The sequence below is a fragment of the Streptomyces sp. DI166 genome, from assembly GCF_900091315.1.
GTDB lineage: Bacteria > Actinomycetota > Actinomycetes > Streptomycetales > Streptomycetaceae > Streptomyces > Streptomyces fuscus.
Window position 1 is genome coordinate 113,243 of the sequence record NZ_FLSP01000009.1, and the last position, 17,134, is coordinate 130,376.

Consider the following 17,134-nt stretch of genomic DNA (forward strand, 5'->3'; position numbering starts at 1 on the left):
TCCGCTCCCTTCGTGGGGTGGGCTGCCGCGGGGCCCCGGCTCGGTGCGCCCGCCCGCGCTCGTCCGGCGCGGGTGGGCGCACCTGCGGCGGTGGTGCGGTTCGCCGGCGCGGCGGCACCGGCCGACAGCTCACGGTCGGTGCGCGCGGTCGCCGGACGGCTCAGCGGGCGGCGGCGAAGGTGGCCACCCAGGCGAGGGCGGAGTTCCAGTTCACCGCTACCTCGTTGGTCGAGTACGAGAAGATGTCGTCGATGTAGCAGGTCGCGGGCTTGCAGCCGACCAGGTTCTGCTGTGCGACGGGGTCCTGGAGGGCGGAGTTGGGGCCGCCCGCGAGGGATCCGGCCGGCGGGTTGGGCAGCGCGGGATTGAGCTGGTGGGCCCACCAGCGGCTGTGCTGGTTGTGGCTGGCCCGCTCGCCGTAGCCGGTGACGAAGGACTGGTCGAGGGCGTTACGGCCGAGCAGGTAGTCCAGGGTTTCCAGCACCGCGTCGCGGTAGGCGGGCCGGTGGGTGAGGTCGTACGCGGTGGCGAGGACCAGGGCGTTGTTGGCGGAGGCGCTGTTGGAGCCCCACACGTACGTGCCGTCGGCGGGGAGGTAGGGGTTGGGGTAGCCCTGGGACCTCTGGTCCCGCAGGAAGGCGTCGGCGACGGAGATCACGCGTTCGCGGGCCTCGCGCACCATGCGGCCGGGGAAGCGCTGGGGCAGCCGGACGATCGTCAGGTCGGTGAGGCCCTCGGTGTCCCGCCAGGAGAACCCGGTGCGGGTCAGCTCCGCGTCGATGCGCCGCAGGTACGCGCGGTCACCGGTGGTGGCGTACAGCTCGGCGGCCGCCCAGGAGAACTCGTCCGTGACACGGGTGTCGTCGTAGGCGCCGCCGCCGATCTCGTCGCTGTCCGGGGCATAGCGGTCGGGGTGGGCGAGGGCCGCCTTCCACGCCGCCCTGGCCGCGCTCAGGCAGCGGGCGGCGAAGGCCTTGTCGTAGGGCTTCCACACCCGGGCACTCTGTGCGGCCGCGGCGGCGAGGTTCAGGGTCGCGGCGGTGCTCGGCGCGTGCAGGTAGCGGGGCTGGGAGTCCTGGTGGGGCAGGGTGGGCAGGGCGGTCCACGCGGCGTCGTGGATCTTGTGGTGGGCCATGCCGGCCAGCGGCTGCCCCTCGGGGACCTGCATCCTGAGCAGGAACTCGGTCTCCCAGCGGGCCTCGTCGAGGACGTCGGGTACGCCGTTGTCGTGCTCGGGGATGTTCAGCAGACCGTCGCGGACGGCCGCGCGGTCGTGCCGGTCCCGGGCCCGCTCGTAGGTGTCCATCAGCTGCCAGGCCGCGAGGGCACCGTTGACCACGTACTTTCCGTGGTCGCCCGCGTCGTACCAGCCGCCCCGGACGTCCAGTGAGTAGTCGCAGGTCCCGGGCTGGCAGGGGACGTCGGTGTCGCCCTTGTTGGGGGCTACGCCGAGGTGGCCGGCCGGGCGGGCGTAGGCCTCTCCGGCGTGGGCGGCCTCGATCTCGATGCCGCTGCGGGCCGGATAGAAGTAGGACAGGGCGTCGGTGCGCAGGGCGGCGTAGGGGTTGGCCGCGATGTCGAAGGGCGCGCTGGTCCGCTCGCCCACGACCAGACTGTAACCGGTCCCAGTCTTCCGGTACGAGCTGAAGTCGGCGATGTGGACATGGTCGCCCGAGCCCGGGTCGTCGCCCACGACCTTGGTGCGGCCCTGGCGGACGACGGCGCCCGAGGAGTCGACCAGCCGCCACGGCACCGGCTCGGTCGAGGGGTCGGCGACGGACGCCTTCTTGGGGCCGGAGGTCTCGTAACCGTACTGGTTGACCCGCACCGGGGAGCCGAAGTCCCGGCCGCCGCCCGGTGGCACGACCCCGCCGGTGAGCGAGATGTCGTCGAGGCACAGGGTGAACGGCTGCGCGGCTCCTCCCTGCTGGAAGGAGAGCTGTCCGTGCAGGTCGGAGGCGTTCGACAGGCCCGAGACGGTGAAGGTCTGCGGGGTGGAGGTGAGGTTGATCGTCTTGTTGAACGTGGTGGTGCGCGGGGGCAGTCCCAGTTGCAGCACCGCGCGCACACCGGTGTCGACGGTGGCCGACGCGGTGAAGCTCAGGGTGTAGGTCTGGCCGGATTCCAGGGGGATGTTGTCCTGGGCGATCATCGAGTCCCAGACATTGGTGGTGCCGGCCGGGACATCGGCGCACAGCCTGCCGTCCACCACCCGCGACGGGGTGTTGCCGCTGCTCCACCACGGGGACTTTCCGCTGGTGAAGGTGCCGTTGAGGATCCGCTCGTGGGCGGCTGTCTCGGCGGGGGCCTCGGCCGCGACCAGTCCCACGACGAGGACGGCGGGCAGGCCGACAGCGCAGAGCCTTGTTCTGAGTGACATTCCGGGTCCTTGTCCGATACGACCCGGCCTGCTGTGGCGTCAGTGGCCGATCGTGGGGGCCCGGCGAGGAGCGTGTCAACGGGTCGTACGCGTCGAAATTATTCGACGACCCCTTCCCCGCGCCCCGGCGATGACCTACTCTCCTCGCTGTTACCGCTTCCAGTCTCTGCACAGAAGCGAACGCCAGAACCGGCTGCAGCTGTGGCGTCACCCCAGGTGCATGGTGGTCCCGTGCTCAAAAACCCTTCCCCATCGGACTGTTACCGCTCCCGGCAATTGCCTGGCGCGAGGAGAGGAACCGCGCAATGAGACGACTCACGCGAACCTTGGCGGCACTGACGGCCGCGGCGTCCCTGACCGCACTGGCGGCCTGCGGGGGCGACGACGGCGACAGCGCGTCCGGGAAGACCACGCTGGTGATCAAGACGTTCGCCCAGTTCGGCTACGAGGACCTCTACAAGGAGTACGAGGCCGCGCACCCCGATATCGAGATCAAGGAAGAGAACATCGCCAAGCTCGGCGACTACGCGCCCAAGCTCCAGCAGTGGATCGCCACCGGGAGCGGGGCGGGGGACATCGTGGCGATAGAGGAGGGCAACCTCAGCCAGTACATGACGACCCCGGATCAGTTCGTCAACCTGCTGGATCACGGCGCCGGGTCGCTGAAGGGCGAGTACCTGGACTGGAAGTGGGACCAGGCGCTGACGCAGGACGGCAAGCACCTGGTCGGCCTGGGCACGGACGTCGGCGCCCAGGGCATGTGCTACCGCACCGACCTGTTCGAGAAGGCCGGGCTGCCCACCGACCGGGACGAGGTCGGCGCCTTGTGGCCGACCTGGGACGACTACCTGGCCACCGGCAAGAAGTTCACCAAGGCCAAGACCGGCGCCCACTTCTTCGACTCGGCCGGCAGCGTCTACCAGAACATCCTGATGCAGCAGGGCGACCACACCTACTACGACACCGACAACGAGCTGGTCATCGACTCCAACCCGGCGGTCAAGGCGGCCTGGGACAAGACCACCGAGCTGGTCGACGCGGGCCTGTCGGGCAACATCACCCCGTGGAGCCCCCAGTGGAACGCGGGCTTCAAGAAGGGCACGTTCGCCACGATCCCCTGCCCCTCCTGGATGCTCGGCATGATCGAGCAGCAGTCCGGCGAGGAGAACGCCGGCAAGTGGGACGTGGCGAAGGTACCGGGCAACGGCGCCGTGCGCGGCGGCTCCTTCCTGGCCGTCCCCAAGCAGAGCGACCACCCCGAAGAGGCCGCGGACCTGGTGAAGTTCCTGACCAGCGCCAAGGGGCAGACCACCGCGTTCAAGGCGAAGGGCAACTTCCCCTCCGCGCTGAAGGCCATCGACAGCCCCGAGGTGAAGGAGTACAGCGCACCGTACTTCTCCGACGCCCCGGTCGGCGAGATCTTCGGTGAGAGCGTCAAGGCGCTCAAGCCGGTCTACCTCGGACCGCAGAACATCGCGATCAACGACGCCGTCGTCGCCGCGCTGACCGCCGTGGAGCAGGGCAAGCTCTCGCCCGACAAGGCATGGGACAAGGCAGTCGCGGACGCCGAGCGCCTCGTCCGATAACCCCTGTGCCGCCGGGTGCGGCGGCTCTCCCACCGGCCGTACGCAGTGACGCCCCTGACCGGTTCACGCGTACCGCCCCCGCCGCCGCGCCCGGCCCATCGACCTCCGAAGGAACCACCTTGGCCACCCAACTCCGGCCGCGCCCCTCGGTCCGCGACGAGGCGCACGCCGACCCGCCACCCGAGAAGACCCGCGGAGGCCTGCTGTCCAGACTGGACAAGTCCGGCTCCCCCTACCTCTTCATCGCCCCCTTCTTCCTGCTGTTCGCCGTCTTCGGGCTGTACCCGCTCGGCTACACCGCCTGGGTCTCCCTGCACGACTGGCAGATGGGCGGGAAGGGCGACTTCGTCGGGCTCGACAACTACGCGGACCTCTTCGACGACCCCGACTTCTGGAACGCCACCGTCAACACGCTGGGCATGCTGGTCCTGGCCACCCTGCCCCAGCTGCTTCTGGCGCTGGTCATCGCGAATCTGCTCAACCAGAAGCTGCGGCACATGACGCTGCTGCGGCTGGGCATCCTGCTGCCGATCGTCACCTCGGTCGCGGCGGTGGGCATCGTCTTCAGCCAGATCTTCGACCGCGACGCCGGCATGGTGAACGGTCTACTGGACCTCATGGGCATCGATCCGGTGGACTGGCGTGCCGACAAGTGGTCGTCGTGGCTGGCCATTTCGGTGATGGTCGACTGGCGGTGGACCGGCTACAACGCGCTGATCTACCTCGCCGCCATGCAGTCGATCCCGCGCGAGCTGTACGAGGCGGCCGACCTGGACGGCGCGAGCCGCCGCCGACAGTTGTGGAGCATCACCGTCCCGATGATCCGCCCGGCGGTGATCTTCACGGTGATCTCCTCCACCATCCACGGCCTGCAACTGTTCACCGAGCCGCTCATCTTCGGCCAGGGCGGCGACGCGATCACCGGCGGCAGCCTGCGGCAGTTCCAGACCATGTCGATGTTCATGTTCGAGAAGGCCTTCAAGAACTTCGACTACGGATACGGCTCCGCCGTCGCCTGGATGATCTTCCTCATCATCCTGCTGCTGACGGTCGTCAACTACCTGCTCGTGCGAAGGATGAAGTGACCGTGCGCAAGTCCTCCTCACCCCTGGTCTATGTAACCCTGCTGGCCGCCATCGCACTGTCCGCCTTCCCGCTGTACTGGCTGTTCGTCGTCGCCAGCCGCTCCAACGACGTGGTCGGCGACTGGCCGCCGCCGCTGGTGCCGGGCGGCAACCTGTTCGACAACATGAACCGGCTCTTCGAGGCCGAGAACGCCCACTTCCTCAAGGGCATGGTGAACTCCGCGATCGCCTCGCTGACCATCACCGTCTCAGTGGTGTTCTTCAGCACGCTGGCCGGGTTCGCCTTCGCCAAGCTCCGCTTCCGGGGCAAGAACTTCCTGCTCATCGCGATTCTCGGGACCATGATGGTCCCGGTGCAGATGGGCATCATCCCGCTGTACATGATCATGGTGGAGTTCGGCTGGACCAACCAACTCCAGGCCGTCATCGTCCCGTTCCTGGTCTCCGCCTTCGGCGTCTTCCTGATGCGCCAGTACGCCGAGCGCGCCGTGCCCGACGAACTCATCGAGGCCGCCCGCGTGGACGGCTGCTCCACCTTCCGCATCTACTGGACGGTCGTCCTGCCCGCCCTGCGCCCCGGCGCGGGTGTGCTCGCCCTGTTCACGTTCATGGGCGCGTGGAACGAGTTCCTGTGGCCCCTCGCCGTCCTCGAACAGGACAACCCCACCGTCCAGTTCGCCCTCAACCAGCTGTCCACCGGCTACTACACCGACTACACCCTGATGTTCTCCGGAGCCCTCGTCGCGACCCTGCCGCTGCTCGTGGTCTTCGTCATCTCCGGCCGCCAGATCATTGGCGGCATCATGGAAGGAGCCGTGAAGGCGTGAGCACCGCCACCGAGCCCGGCCTGTCCCAGACCCGGTTGTTCCCCGAGCACTTCGTGTGGGGCGCGGCCACCTCCAGCTACCAGATCGAGGGCGCCGTCACCGAGGACGGGCGCGGCCCCTCCATCTGGGACACCTTCTCCGCGACGCCCGGCGCCGTCGACGGCGGCGACACCGGCGCCGTCGCCACCGACCACTACCACCGCTACCGCGACGACGTCGCCCTGATGGCCGGAATGGGCCTGGGCGCCTACCGGTTCTCCATCGCCTGGCCCCGCATCCAGCCGGACGGCACGGGCCCGGTCAACCAGCCCGGACTGGACTTCTACCGCAGGCTCACGGACACCCTGCTGGAACACGGCGTCGAGCCGTGGCCGACCCTGTACCACTGGGACCTGCCGCAGCCGCTGGAGGACGCGGGCGGCTGGCCCGTACGCGACACCGCGCTGCGCTTCGCCGACTACGCCTGCGCCGTCCATGACGCGCTGGGCGACCGGATCGGGCACTGGACCACCCTCAACGAGCCATGGTGCTCGGCCTTCCTCGGCTACGCCACCGGCCGCCACGCCCCCGGCCGCCGCGAACCGGCAGCCGCGCTGCGCGCCGCCCACCACCTGCTGCTCGGGCACGGCCTTGCGCTCCAGGCCATGCCGGAGGCACAGGCCGGCATCACGCTGAACCTCACCGACGTACGCGCCCTCAGCACCCGGATCGAGGACGTGGACGCGGCCCGGCGCATCGACGGCATGCAGAACCGCCTCTTCCTCGACCCGCTGCTGCGCGGCGCCTACCCCGAGGACGTCCTGGACGACACCCGCGAACTGGGCGCACCCGACTACGTACGCGACGGCGACCTGGCCGCGATCTCCACGCCGCTGGACTTCCTGGGCGTCAACTACTACTCGCCCATGCTGGTGGCGGCCTCCGACACCGCCCAGAACCACGCCTACCCGGGGTCTTCGTACGTGCGGACGGTCGACGGCGGACGTCCCAAGACCGCCATGGGCTGGGAGATCGACGCGGAGGGCCTGCTCACGCTGCTGACGCGGCTGCACACCGAGCATCCGTCGCTGCCGCTGTACGTCACCGAGAACGGTGCCGCGGTCGACGAGGGGCTGCGGGACACCACCAGGATCGGCTACCTCGACAGCCACATCGGGGCCTGCGCCCGCGCCCTTGCCGCGGGCGTCGACCTGCGCGGCTACTTCGTCTGGTCCCTGCTGGACAACTTCGAGTGGTCCTTCGGCTACCGTCACCGCTTCGGGCTGGTGCACGTCGACTACGCGACCCAGGAGCGCACCCTGAAGGAGAGCGCCCACTGGTACGCCCGTCTCATTCGCGACGCCCGTGGCGGGGCGGGGTGAGCGACGGTGTACGGCGGCAGATGCGGTCCCGCTATGTTGGGAGCGCTAACAGTGCAGGTGGATTCGTGAACCAGGGGATCGAGGGCGGTAAGAGATGAGCAGTCGGCAGCCCACACTCGACGAGGTGGCCGAGCTTGCCGGTGTGTCACGCGGGACGGTGTCCCGGGTGCTCAACAACCACCCGCACGTCAGCAAGAAGGCCCTGGAGGCGGTCCGCGCCGCCATCGACGAACTTGGCTACGTCCCCAGCGCCGCCGCCCGCTCCCTGGCCACCCAGCGGCGCGGCGCGGTCGTCCTGGCGATCTCCAGCGACGATCCGGCGCTGTTCGCGAACCAGTTCTTCGCCGAGGTGATCGCCGGGGTGAACGCCGTCATCGAGGAGTCCGACCTGGAGCTCCTGCTGGTCATGGCCGCCACCGAGCGCGGCCGTGACCGCCTCACCCGGATCCTGCAGTCCCGTGGCGCGGACGGGGTGATGCTGCTGGCCCTGCGGGAGAACGACCCCCTGGCCAAGGTCGCGGAGGGCGGCGGCATCCCGGTCGTCTACGGCGGCCGGCCACTGGAGCGGGCGCCGCAGCACTACATTGACGCCGACAACCGGGGCGGCGCCCGGGAGGCCGCGGAGTACCTCATCGCCAGCGGCCGCCGGGCCATCGCCACGATCACCGGCCCGCAGGACATGCACGTGGGTGTCTCCCGTTACCTGGGGTTCCGGGAGGCGTTGGCGCTGGCCGGTCTCCCGGCCCACCGGGTGGTGCACGCGGACTTCAGCGAGGCGGGCGGGGCCGCGGCGATGGAGCAACTGCTCGACGAGCACCCGGATCTGGACGCGGTGTTCGTCGCCTCGGACGCCATGGCCGCCTCGGCCCTGCGCGTGCTGCGCGAGCGCGGTCGCCGGGTGCCGGAGGACGTCGCCGTGGTCGGTTTCAACGACATCGTGACCGCCCAGCACACCCATCCCGCCCTGACCACGGTCCGCCAGCCCATCGAGGCCCTCGGCCGCGAGATGACCCGCATGCTGCTGCGCCTCATCAACGACGAGAAGCCCACGCCGCTGATCCTCCCGACCCACTTGGTGATCAGGGAATCGGCCTGAGCGGGCGGGCCCGCCCGCACCGCGCCGGGCGGGCGGGTCCGCACCCTCGCGACGACCACGGAGTGTCCATGCACCCGCCCCTGCGGCATGCCCCCATACCGTCCCCGCGGCTCCCCGACCCCGACCCGGCACTCAGCCCGTACACCGGCTTCACCCGCGCGCACTGGCAGGCCGTGGCCGACGGTCTGCTGACCGCCGCCTGGCGCTGGGCCACCCCGGGCCGCGCCCTGCTCGACCTGCCGGGCCGACCCTCGGCGTCGGGCACCCGCTCCGACGGGCTGGAGGGCTACGCGCGCACCTTCCTGGCCGCCGCCTTCCGTGTCGCCGGGGCCGACGGCGCCGACCCGCACGGCTGGCTGGGCCGCTACGCGGACGGGCTGGCCGCCGGTACCCGGACGCCCGGACGCGACGACGAGGAGTCCTGGCCGCTCATCCGCGACATCCACGTGCAGGGCCAGCCCATGGTCGAGTCCGCGTCCGTGGCACTGGGACTGCAGCTGACCCGCCCCTGGCTCTGGGACCGCCTGGACCCGGAGGTGCAGGACCGCGCCGAGCGCTGGCTGCGCGACGCGCTCCGGCACACCCCTCCCCCAACAACTGGTACCTGTTCCCCTTCACCGTCGCCTCCTTCCTGGAGTCGGTCGGCCGGGGCGACAAGGAGACCGCACGCGCCCGCGAGCGCGGACTGGAACTGCTGGAGGGCTGGTACCAGGGCGAGGGCTGGTACTCCGACGGCGACGGCCGCGCCTACGACCACTACAACGGCTGGGCGCTGCACCTGTACCCGATGCTCCAGGCGCACCTGACCCAGGACCCCGACCTCCTGAACACCTACGGCCCCCGCCTGCGCGCCCACCTGGACAGCCTCGCCCTGCTCTTCGCCGCCGACGGCGCGCCGGTCCACTTCGGCCGGTCCCTCACGTACCGCTTCGCCACGGCCTCCGCCGTGGCCCTCGGCGCCGTGACCGGCCACACCCCGCTGGCGCCGGGCGTCTCGCGCCACCTGGCGAGCGCGTGTCTGAAGTACTTCCTCGACCGTGGCGCCGTGGACTCCCGGGGCCTGCTGACCCTGGGCTGGCACGGCCCGCACGCCGCCACCGTGCAGCCCTACTCGGGCCCCGCCTCTCCGTACTGGGCGTCGAAGGCGTTCGTGGCGCTGCTCGCCGACGAGGACCACCCCCTGTGGACCGCCCGCGAGACACCCCTGCCCGTGCAGGAGCGCGACCAGGTGCGCGCCCTGGCCGGTCCCGGTCTGCTGATCCACGGCACGGCGTCCGACGGCATCGTCCGTCTGCACAACCACGGCAGCGATCACGTCCGCCCCGAGGAAGGGGAGTCGGCCGCCGCCGCGGACCCCCTGTACGCCCGCTTCGCCTACTCGACCCACACCGGCCCCACATCGCAGAGCAACGCGGGTGACAACCACCTGGCCCTCGTCCTGCACGGCGGAACCGGCCGCAGCGTGCGCCGCCGCATCCGTCCGCTGGGAGCGGGAGTCGACGGCACCCGGGGCTGGGCCGCGTCCCGTCATCTGCCCGTCTTCCCCGACGGCCCGCCCCTCGTGCCCGGGCTGCGCGTGGAGAGCGTCACCGTCGTACGCGGCCCGTACGAGCTGCGGGTCCACCGGGTCCTGGGCGGTCCGCCCAACGCCCGTGCGGAACAGACCGGTTGGGCCACCGGACCGGACGGCACCCCGGTATCGGAGCTGCACCCGCTCCTCGGCTGGGACCGGCGGGACACGGTCCGCGCACCGCAGGGCACCGCGTACACCCCGTGGGCGACCTTGCCCCGTCTGAGCGGGGAGGCGAGCGGCACCCGCGTCTACGCGGCCGTCGCCACCCTCACCGCCGAATCACCCGCCGTACGCGCGGCGGCGGCCGTCACCGAAGTGACGACCGCCGCCGACGAACTCCGCGTGACCTGGTACGACGACACGGTGACCCGCGTCGCGTTCACGCCCCAGGTGCGGGTGACGTGGTCCGGAGGGCCCGGCTAGGCCCGACCTGCCACGGCGGGCTCACCAACGCCCGCACCCGCCTCGCCGCACCCGTCGCCGAGCGCCGCGTCCAGGTCCGCCCACAGGTCCTCGACGTCCTCCAGGCCGACCGACATCCGCAGCAGCCGGTCGCTGACCCCGGCGTTCCGCCGGTCCCCCGCGTCCACGATGCGGTGGCTGATGGACGCCGGGTGCTGGATGAGGGTGTCCACGCTGCCGAGGCTGACCGCCGGGGTGATCAGGCGGACCGAGGAGATGACCTCGTGCGGATCGCCGGCCACCTCGAAGGCGACCATCGCACCGCCGATGCTCGGGTAGTGCACGCGGGTCACGCGCGGGTCGGCGGCCAGCCGCCGCGTCAGTTCGGCGGCGGTCGCCGACGCCGCGCGGACCCGTACCGGCAGGGTCGACAGACCCCGCAGCAAGAGGTAGCCGGCAAGCGGGTGCAGCACGCCACCGGTGGCGAACCGGATCTGGCGCAGCCGTCCGGCCAGTTCCTCGTCGCAGGCCACGACGCCCGCGAGCACGTCGCCGTGGCCGCCGAGGTACTTGGTGGCGCTGTGCAGCACCAGCCGCGCGCCCTGTTCGGCGGGGCGCTGGAGGACGGGGGTGGCGAAGGTGTTGTCGACCAGGAGCGGGACCGAGCCGCAGGCGTGGGCGACCGCGCGCAGGTCGATCTCGGCCAGGGTCGGGTTGGCCGGGGACTCCACCATCACCAGACCGGTGTCGGGGCGCAGGGCGTCCTCGACCCCCGCCGGATCGGTCCAGGTCACCTCGGTGCCGAGCAGCCCGGCGGTGAGCAGGTGGTCGCTGCACCCGTACAGGGGGCGGACGGCGACGACATGGCGCAGGCCCATCGCGGAGCGGGCCAGCAAAACCGCGCTGAGCGCCGCCATACCGCTGGCGAAGGCGACGGCCGACTCGGTGCCCTCAAGACGGGCGAGGGCGGTCTCGAAGCGGGCGACGGTGGGATTGCCGAGCCGACCGTAGATCGGGGGTCCGTCCAGGGTCGGCTCGGCGCCGGTCTCGGCGAAGGCGTCGATCCGGGCTGCCTCGGCGCGGCTGTCGTGGGAGGGGTAGGTCGTGGACAGGTCGATCGGCGCGGCGTGCAGGCCAAGGGCGGCGAGGTCTTCGCGGCCGGCGTGCACGGCTTCGGTGGCCAGGGCTCTCGATCGCACAGGGGTCTCCATGCGCGGAAGAGTGAACGCCGACCGGGTCACAGGAGTCGAACACCGTGCTACGTTCGGCCAGTGGCCGAATCTGTCGTACTGGATCCGGTGGATCTCCATCTGCTGCGGCTGCTGCAGAACGACGCCCGGATGACCTACCGGGATCTCGCCGCTCAGGTCGGGGTCGCACCGTCGACCTGCCTGGACCGGGTGACCCGGCTGCGGCGGGCCGGGGTGATTCTCGGCCATCAGCTGCGGCTGGATCCGGCGAAGCTCGGGCGTGGACTGCAGGCGCTGCTGTCGGTGCAGGTCAGACCGCATCGGCGGGAGCTGGTGGGGCCGTTCGTGGAGCGGATCAGGGCGCTTCCGGAGTCGCTGACCGTCTTCCATCTCACCGGGCCCGACGACTATCTGGTGCATGTCGCGGTCAGGGACATGACCGACTTGCAGCGCCTGGTGCTGGACGAGTTCACGGCGCACCGGGAAGTGGCGCGCGTCGAGACCCGGCTGATCTTCCAGAAGTGGGACTGCGGGCCCCTGCTCCCGCCTTCGCCCACGGCTCAATCCGGGTGACGTCCACAGACCGTCGTACGAGGATGGTCGCCATGTCAGAGACGAAGAGCCCGCTGCCCCGTGAGATCGCCGACGCCTATGTCGACGAGCTCATCGCCCTCGATCCCGTCACCGGTACCTACCTCGGCAACAAGGAGAGTTCGAGCAGACTGCCCGACCTCTCCCCCGCGGGCCAGGAGGCGCTCGCGGACCTTGCGCGGGCGACGCTGGCCCGGCTCGACGAGGCCGAGCGGCAGCCCGGCGCGGACAGCGAGAGCGAGCGTCGCTGTGCCCGGCTGCTGCGCGAGCGGCTGACCGCCGAACTCGCCGTGCACGAGGCCGACGAGGGCCTGCGCGCGGTCGGCAACCTGGGCACGCCCGCCCACTCCGTGCGCGAGGTGTTTACCCTCACCCCGGCCGAGACCGATGAGGACTGGGCGGCCATCGCCGAGCGGCTGCGCGCGGTTCCCGGGGCACTGGCCGGCTACCGCGAGTCGCTGGCCCTCGGACTCGAACGCAAGCTGTACGCGGGGCCGCGTCCGACGGCCGTCTTCCTGGAGCAGCTCGACGAGTGGGCGGACACCGGGGAGGGGCGGGGCTGGTTCGAGGACTTCGCCTCGGCGGGCCCGGAGGCGCTGCGCGGCGAGCTGGACAAGGCGGCCCGTGAGGCCACCGCGGCCGTGGTGGAGCTGCGGGACTGGATGCGGGACGTGTATGCGCCGGCCGTCGAGGGCGCCCCGAACACGGTGGGCCGGGAGCGCTACGCCCGGCTGGTCCGCTACTTCAACGGCGCCGACCTGGACCTGGACGAGGCGTACGCGTACGGCTGGTCGGAGTTCCACCGGCTGCTCGGCGAGATGAGGCAGGAGGCGGAGAAGGTCCTGCCCGGCGCCGAGACGCCGTGGGTGGCGCTCGCCCACCTCGACGAGCACGGCAGGATGATCGAGGGCGTCGACGAGGTGCGGGCCTGGCTCCAGGGCCTGATGGACGAGGCGATCGAGGCGCTGGACGGCACCCACTTCGAACTCGCCGAGCAGGTCCGCAAGGTGGAATCACGGATCGCCCCGCCCGGCGGAGCGGCCGCCCCGTACTACACCAGCCCCTCCGAGGACTTCTCCCGCCCGGGCCGCACCTGGCTGCCGACCATGGGGCAGACCCGTTTCCCGGTCTACGACCTGGTCTCCACCTGGTACCACGAGGGCGTCCCCGGCCATCACCTCCAGCTCGCGCAGTGGGTGTACGTCAAGGACAGCCTCTCCCGCTACCAGGCGACCGTCGGCCATGTCAGCGCCAACTGCGAGGGCTGGGCGCTGTACGCGGAGCGGCTGATGGACGAGCTGGGCTTTCTGAAGAACGCCGAGGAACGGCTCGGCTATCTGGACGCGCAGATGATGCGCGCGGCCCGCGTCATCGTGGACATCGGCATGCACCTGGAGCTGGAGATCCCGGCGGACTCGCCCTTCCACCCCGGTGAGCGCTGGACGCCCGAGCTGGCGGAGGAGTTCTTCGGGGCGCACAGCAGCCGTCCGCGGGACTTCGTGTCGAGCGAGCTGACCCGGTATCTGACGATCCCGGGCCAGGCGATCGGCTACAAGCTGGGCGAGCGGGCCTGGCTGCTGGGCCGGGACCGGGCGCGTGAGCGGCACGGCGACGCGTTCGACCTCAAGGCCTGGCACATGGCGGCCCTCTCCCAGGGCTCCCTGGGCCTGGACGACCTGGTGGACGAACTGTCCAACCTGTAGGTCAGCGGCGGAATCCGCCCTCGGAGTCGATGACCTGACCGGTGATCCACCCGGCCTCGTCCGTCGCCAGCCAGGCGATGAGACGGGCCGGGTCGTCGGGCATCCCCCACCGCCCGGAGGGGAACCGCGCGGCAACCGCGTCGTAGGCGTCGCCAGTCAGGTAGTCGGTGTCCACCGGGCCCGGGTTGACCGTGTTCACAGTGATCCCGTGCTCGGCGAGCGTGGTCGACAGGGAGCGGGTGATCGAGGCGAGGGCGCCCTTCTGGAGGGCGTAGGCGATCTCGCCGGGCATGCCGCCCCCGTGGTCCTGCCCGGACGTCATCATCACGACGCGTCCACCGCGCGGTCGCTGCCGCTGCCGGGCGTAGGCCTGCACGAGAAGCACCACGGAACGCGCGTCGACGGCCCAGTGCGCGTCCAGCATCGCGGCGTCGATGGTGTCGAGGGTGCCGTCGGAGCCGCTGAGGGCGTGGTTGGCGACGAGGATGTCGAGCCGCCCGCCCAGCGCCTCGGCGGCCCGGTCGACCAGTTCGGCCGGGACGGCGGGGTCGGAGAGATCGCCGGGCCCGGTGAGAACCGGCGCGCCCGGGTCCCCCTGTGCTTCCCGCACGGAGGCGGCGACGGCCTCGGGGTCATCGGCGCCCCAGGGCATGGCCGCGTCGTGCGGCACATGGTGGTGCAGGTAGACCCCGGCCCCGTGGGCGGCGAGCCGCCGGGCCACCGCGTGTCCGATGCCGCCGCGTCTGCTCGCCCCGGTGACGAGGGCGGTACGGCCGCGCAGGGGCAGCGGGTCGCGGCGGAGCTGTTCGGGGGTGGGGTGCGGGAGTCGGGGCATACGGCCATGATCGCGACCCCCGCCGACGCCGCGCACGCGAATATCGGCCCCGCGCTCCCGAGAGTTCCGTACTACCGCTCCAGCGCCCGTAGTTGGACGAGCCCGAGCCAGGTCTCGGGGCCGGGCCGGGTCCAGGCCGCGCGGACCGCGTACGGACCCGGCGGCAGGGTGACCCGCAGGGGGTCGGAGCGCTCGGGGTCGGTGCCGGGCCGGGCGGAGTCGAAGAGGTGGACCGGCCCCGGCACCTTCCAGCGCACTTCCTTCTCCCACTCCGCGGTGGCGAGGGCGGCGGGGACCGCGGAGAGGACGTCCGCCTCGGAGTCGGCGGCGTACCGGCGGACGAAGGTGGCGTGGTCCGGCAGATAGGCGGTGGCGGCGGGTTCGTCGCCGAGGACGAGGGCCGCGCCGTCCCCGACGGGGAGCAGTCCGACGGGCCCGTCGATCTCGCAGGCCCGGTCGTGGTCGGAGGCGGTCTCGTCGCCCTCGGCGCCCGCCCAGAACGGCAGCACCGTCTCCGGGACCGCTATGAGCGGCCCGCCGCCCGACTCCACCCATCGCACCCTGTGTCGCGCCATGGCGCAGCAACCTACACGCCTGCCGCACAGGGGAGTTCAGTGTCCCGGACACCTAAATTGCCCGGGACGGGCGGCGGTTGTCAGCAGCCGCAGTCGTCGCTGTCGACCGGCGCGGTCAGCGGGTCGACGGCGCGACGGGCGGGGCCCTCCCAGGTCTCGTAGGCGAAGCCCTCACGGGCCCAGTACTCGAAGCCGCCGAGCATCTCCTTGACCTGGTAGCCGAGTTCGGCGAGGGCAAGGGCGGCACGGGTGGCGCCGTTGCAGCCGGGGCCCCAGCAGTAGGTGACGACCGGCACGCTCTTGTCGAGGAGCTGTGCGGCCTGCTCGGGGATGAGGGTGGTGGGCAGGTGGACCGCGCCGGGGATGTGGCCCTGGTCCCAGGCGGCGGTGGAGCGGGAGTCCACGACGACGAACCCGGGCTCGCCCTCACCGGTGAGCGCGGCGGCGACGTCGGCGACGTCCGCGTGGAAGGCCAGGCTGGCACGGAAGTAGGCGGCGGCCGTCGCGGGGTCGGCGGGGGCCACGCGCAGGACGGGGTTGGCGGCAGCGGTGATGGTCATGTTCCGGCCTCTCTGGGGTGCCTCGTGAGTGACTCCTTCTGTCCGGAAATCTACGTTGTGAAGATCAACTCCCTGAAGGGACGATCCCCGGCACCCCCCTTGATCGGCCGGGGAATCCCCGGTTAGCTCTGCGCATGACCACGTTTTCCCCGGACGCCACCGACTGGCGCATCCTGGACGTCCTCCAGCGCGAGGGCCGCGCCAGCTTCGCCGAGCTGGCCCGCGCCGTCTCGATGTCCCCGAGCGCGGTGACCGAACGGGTACGGCGGCTGGAGGAGGCGGGCGTGATCCAGGGCTACTCGGCCGTGGTCTCCCCGGAACGGCTCGGCATGCCGATCCTGGCCTTCGTCCGCGTGCGCTACCCCAACGGCAACTACAAGCCGTTCCACGACCTGGTGGCCGCGACCCCGGAAATCCTGGAGGCCCACCACGTCACCGGCGACGACTGCTTCGTCATCAAGGTCGCCGCCCGCTCCATGCGCCACCTGGAAGAAATCTCGGGCAAGATCGGCGCCCTGGGTGCGGTGACGACGTCGGTGGTGTACTCCTCACCGCTGCCACGCCGTCCCCTGGGCACCTGAGAACACAGGCGGGCAATCTCAGCCCGTCCGGCGTCTGAGGACAAGGCCCGTCCAGGGCCGATCAGGGGGTCTGGGGGCGAAGCCCCCAGGGACGGGAACGGGAAGGGGCGGCGGGGGCGAAACCCACCTCACCCAACCCCCCGCTGCCGCAGCACAGACCCCGACCGCCCCTTCACGACCTCCAACTGCGCATGAATCCGCCGCCGCAGATCGGCGACATGACTGACGATCCCCACACTCCGGTCCCGCTCCCGCAAGGAGTCCAGCACGTCAAGAACTTCATCGAGCGTCTGATCATCAAGACTCCCGAACCCCTCGTCGATGAAGAGCGTGTCCAGCCGCACCCCACCCGCCTCGTCGGTGACGACATCCGCCAGCCCCAGCGCCAACGCCAGCGAGGCGAAGAAGGTCTCCCCACCGGACAGCGTGGCGGTGTCCCGCTCCCGCCCCGTCCAGGCATCCACGACATGCAACCCGAGTCCACTGCGCCCCCGCCCGGCACGGTCGTCGGAGTGCACCAGGGTGTACCGACCGGACGACATGCGCCGCAGCCGCGCGGTCGCCGCGGCGGCGACCTGCTCCAGCCGGGCGGCGAGGACATAGGACTCCAGCCGCATCTTGCGCTCGTTGTCCGCGGAGGTCCCGGCGGTGAGCGCCGCCAGCCGGGCCACCCGGTCGTACCGGGTGCGCAGCGGGGCGAGCCGCCGTACGCCCTCCGCCGCGCGCGCGGACAGGCGGTCGAGTTCGGCGCAGCGCCGGGCGGCGGCGTCCCGCGCGGAGGCGGCGTCG

The 17,134-nt window shown here is 71.4% G+C and carries 14 protein-coding genes and 1 pseudogene; 9 read left to right on the plus strand and 6 right to left on the minus strand.

Annotated features, from left to right (window positions below):
• Positions 1-160: 160 nt before the first annotated feature.
• Positions 161-2,380, minus strand: coding sequence for a glycoside hydrolase family 9 protein (locus GA0115233_RS07220; RefSeq protein WP_093719254.1), 2,220 nt, complete (start codon positions 2,378-2,380; stop codon positions 161-163).
• A gap of 305 nt (positions 2,381-2,685) precedes the next feature.
• Here GA0115233_RS07220 and GA0115233_RS07225 point away from each other — a divergent pair, with 305 nt between their 5' ends.
• The 6 genes and pseudogenes from GA0115233_RS07225 to GA0115233_RS07250 all read left to right on the plus strand — a co-directional run bounded on the left by GA0115233_RS07225 (position 2,686) and on the right by GA0115233_RS07250 (position 10,331).
• Complete coding sequence (locus GA0115233_RS07225) at positions 2,686-3,966, plus strand: ABC transporter substrate-binding protein (RefSeq protein WP_093719255.1); 1,281 nt, start codon at positions 2,686-2,688, stop codon at positions 3,964-3,966.
• A gap of 119 nt (positions 3,967-4,085) precedes the next feature.
• Positions 4,086-5,051: a carbohydrate ABC transporter permease gene (locus GA0115233_RS07230; protein WP_255310077.1), complete on the plus strand. Its 966-nt coding sequence runs from the start codon at positions 4,086-4,088 to the stop codon at positions 5,049-5,051.
• Complete coding sequence (locus tag GA0115233_RS07235; RefSeq protein ID WP_093719257.1) at positions 5,048-5,878, plus strand: carbohydrate ABC transporter permease; 831 nt, start codon at positions 5,048-5,050, stop codon at positions 5,876-5,878. Before GA0115233_RS07230 ends, GA0115233_RS07235 begins: the two co-directional genes overlap by 4 nt.
• A complete protein-coding gene (locus tag GA0115233_RS07240) occupies positions 5,875-7,239 on the plus strand; it encodes a GH1 family beta-glucosidase (RefSeq protein ID WP_255310078.1) in 1,365 nt (454 codons plus the stop codon). The genes GA0115233_RS07235 and GA0115233_RS07240 overlap by 4 nt, the downstream gene beginning before the upstream one ends.
• 94 nt (positions 7,240-7,333) lie before the next feature.
• Positions 7,334-8,335 (plus strand): LacI family DNA-binding transcriptional regulator, encoded by a 1,002-nt coding sequence (locus tag GA0115233_RS07245; RefSeq protein ID WP_093719258.1) that lies wholly within the window; start codon positions 7,334-7,336, stop codon positions 8,333-8,335.
• Positions 8,336-8,403: 68 nt separating this feature from the next.
• A pseudogene (locus GA0115233_RS07250) lies at positions 8,404-10,331 on the plus strand (DUF2264 domain-containing protein).
• Here GA0115233_RS07250 and GA0115233_RS07255 read toward each other — a convergent pair.
• Positions 10,328-11,521: a trans-sulfuration enzyme family protein gene (locus GA0115233_RS07255; protein WP_176711663.1), complete on the minus strand. Its 1,194-nt coding sequence runs from the start codon at positions 11,519-11,521 to the stop codon at positions 10,328-10,330. The pseudogene GA0115233_RS07250 and the gene GA0115233_RS07255 sit on opposite strands and share 4 nt — an antisense overlap.
• A 60-nt stretch (positions 11,522-11,581) precedes the next feature.
• On the opposite strand from GA0115233_RS07255, the gene GA0115233_RS07260 reads away from it, so the two are divergent.
• Positions 11,582-12,073 carry an Lrp/AsnC family transcriptional regulator gene (locus tag GA0115233_RS07260; RefSeq protein ID WP_093719260.1) on the plus strand — a complete coding sequence of 164 codons (492 nt, stop codon included), beginning with the start codon at positions 11,582-11,584 and terminating at the stop codon, positions 12,071-12,073.
• A gap of 32 nt (positions 12,074-12,105) precedes the next feature.
• Complete coding sequence (locus GA0115233_RS07265; protein ID WP_093719261.1) at positions 12,106-13,794, plus strand: DUF885 domain-containing protein; 1,689 nt, start codon at positions 12,106-12,108, stop codon at positions 13,792-13,794.
• 1 nt (position 13,795) lies between these two features.
• Here the strand turns inward: GA0115233_RS07265 and GA0115233_RS07270 are convergent, their stop codons facing one another.
• From GA0115233_RS07270 to GA0115233_RS07280, 3 genes are all read right to left on the minus strand, one after another.
• Complete coding sequence (locus tag GA0115233_RS07270) at positions 13,796-14,629, minus strand: SDR family oxidoreductase (RefSeq protein ID WP_093719262.1); 834 nt, start codon at positions 14,627-14,629, stop codon at positions 13,796-13,798.
• Positions 14,630-14,700: 71 nt separating this feature from the next.
• Positions 14,701-15,204 (minus strand): immunity 21 family protein, encoded by a 504-nt coding sequence (locus GA0115233_RS07275; protein WP_093719263.1) that lies wholly within the window; start codon positions 15,202-15,204, stop codon positions 14,701-14,703.
• Positions 15,205-15,284: 80 nt separating this feature from the next.
• The gene (locus GA0115233_RS07280) at positions 15,285-15,764 is read right to left on the minus strand and encodes a rhodanese-like domain-containing protein (protein WP_093719264.1); all 480 of its coding nucleotides are present in this window, start codon (positions 15,762-15,764) and stop codon (positions 15,285-15,287) included.
• Positions 15,765-15,898: 134 nt separating this feature from the next.
• Here GA0115233_RS07280 and GA0115233_RS07285 point away from each other — a divergent pair, with 134 nt between their 5' ends.
• A complete protein-coding gene (locus GA0115233_RS07285; protein ID WP_093719265.1) occupies positions 15,899-16,345 on the plus strand; it encodes an Lrp/AsnC family transcriptional regulator in 447 nt (148 codons plus the stop codon).
• 128 nt (positions 16,346-16,473) lie between these two features.
• Here the strand turns inward: GA0115233_RS07285 and GA0115233_RS07290 are convergent.
• Positions 16,474-17,134, minus strand: a 661-nt coding sequence (locus tag GA0115233_RS07290) for an SbcC/MukB-like Walker B domain-containing protein (protein ID WP_304363110.1), incomplete at its 5' end; no start/stop codon positions are given.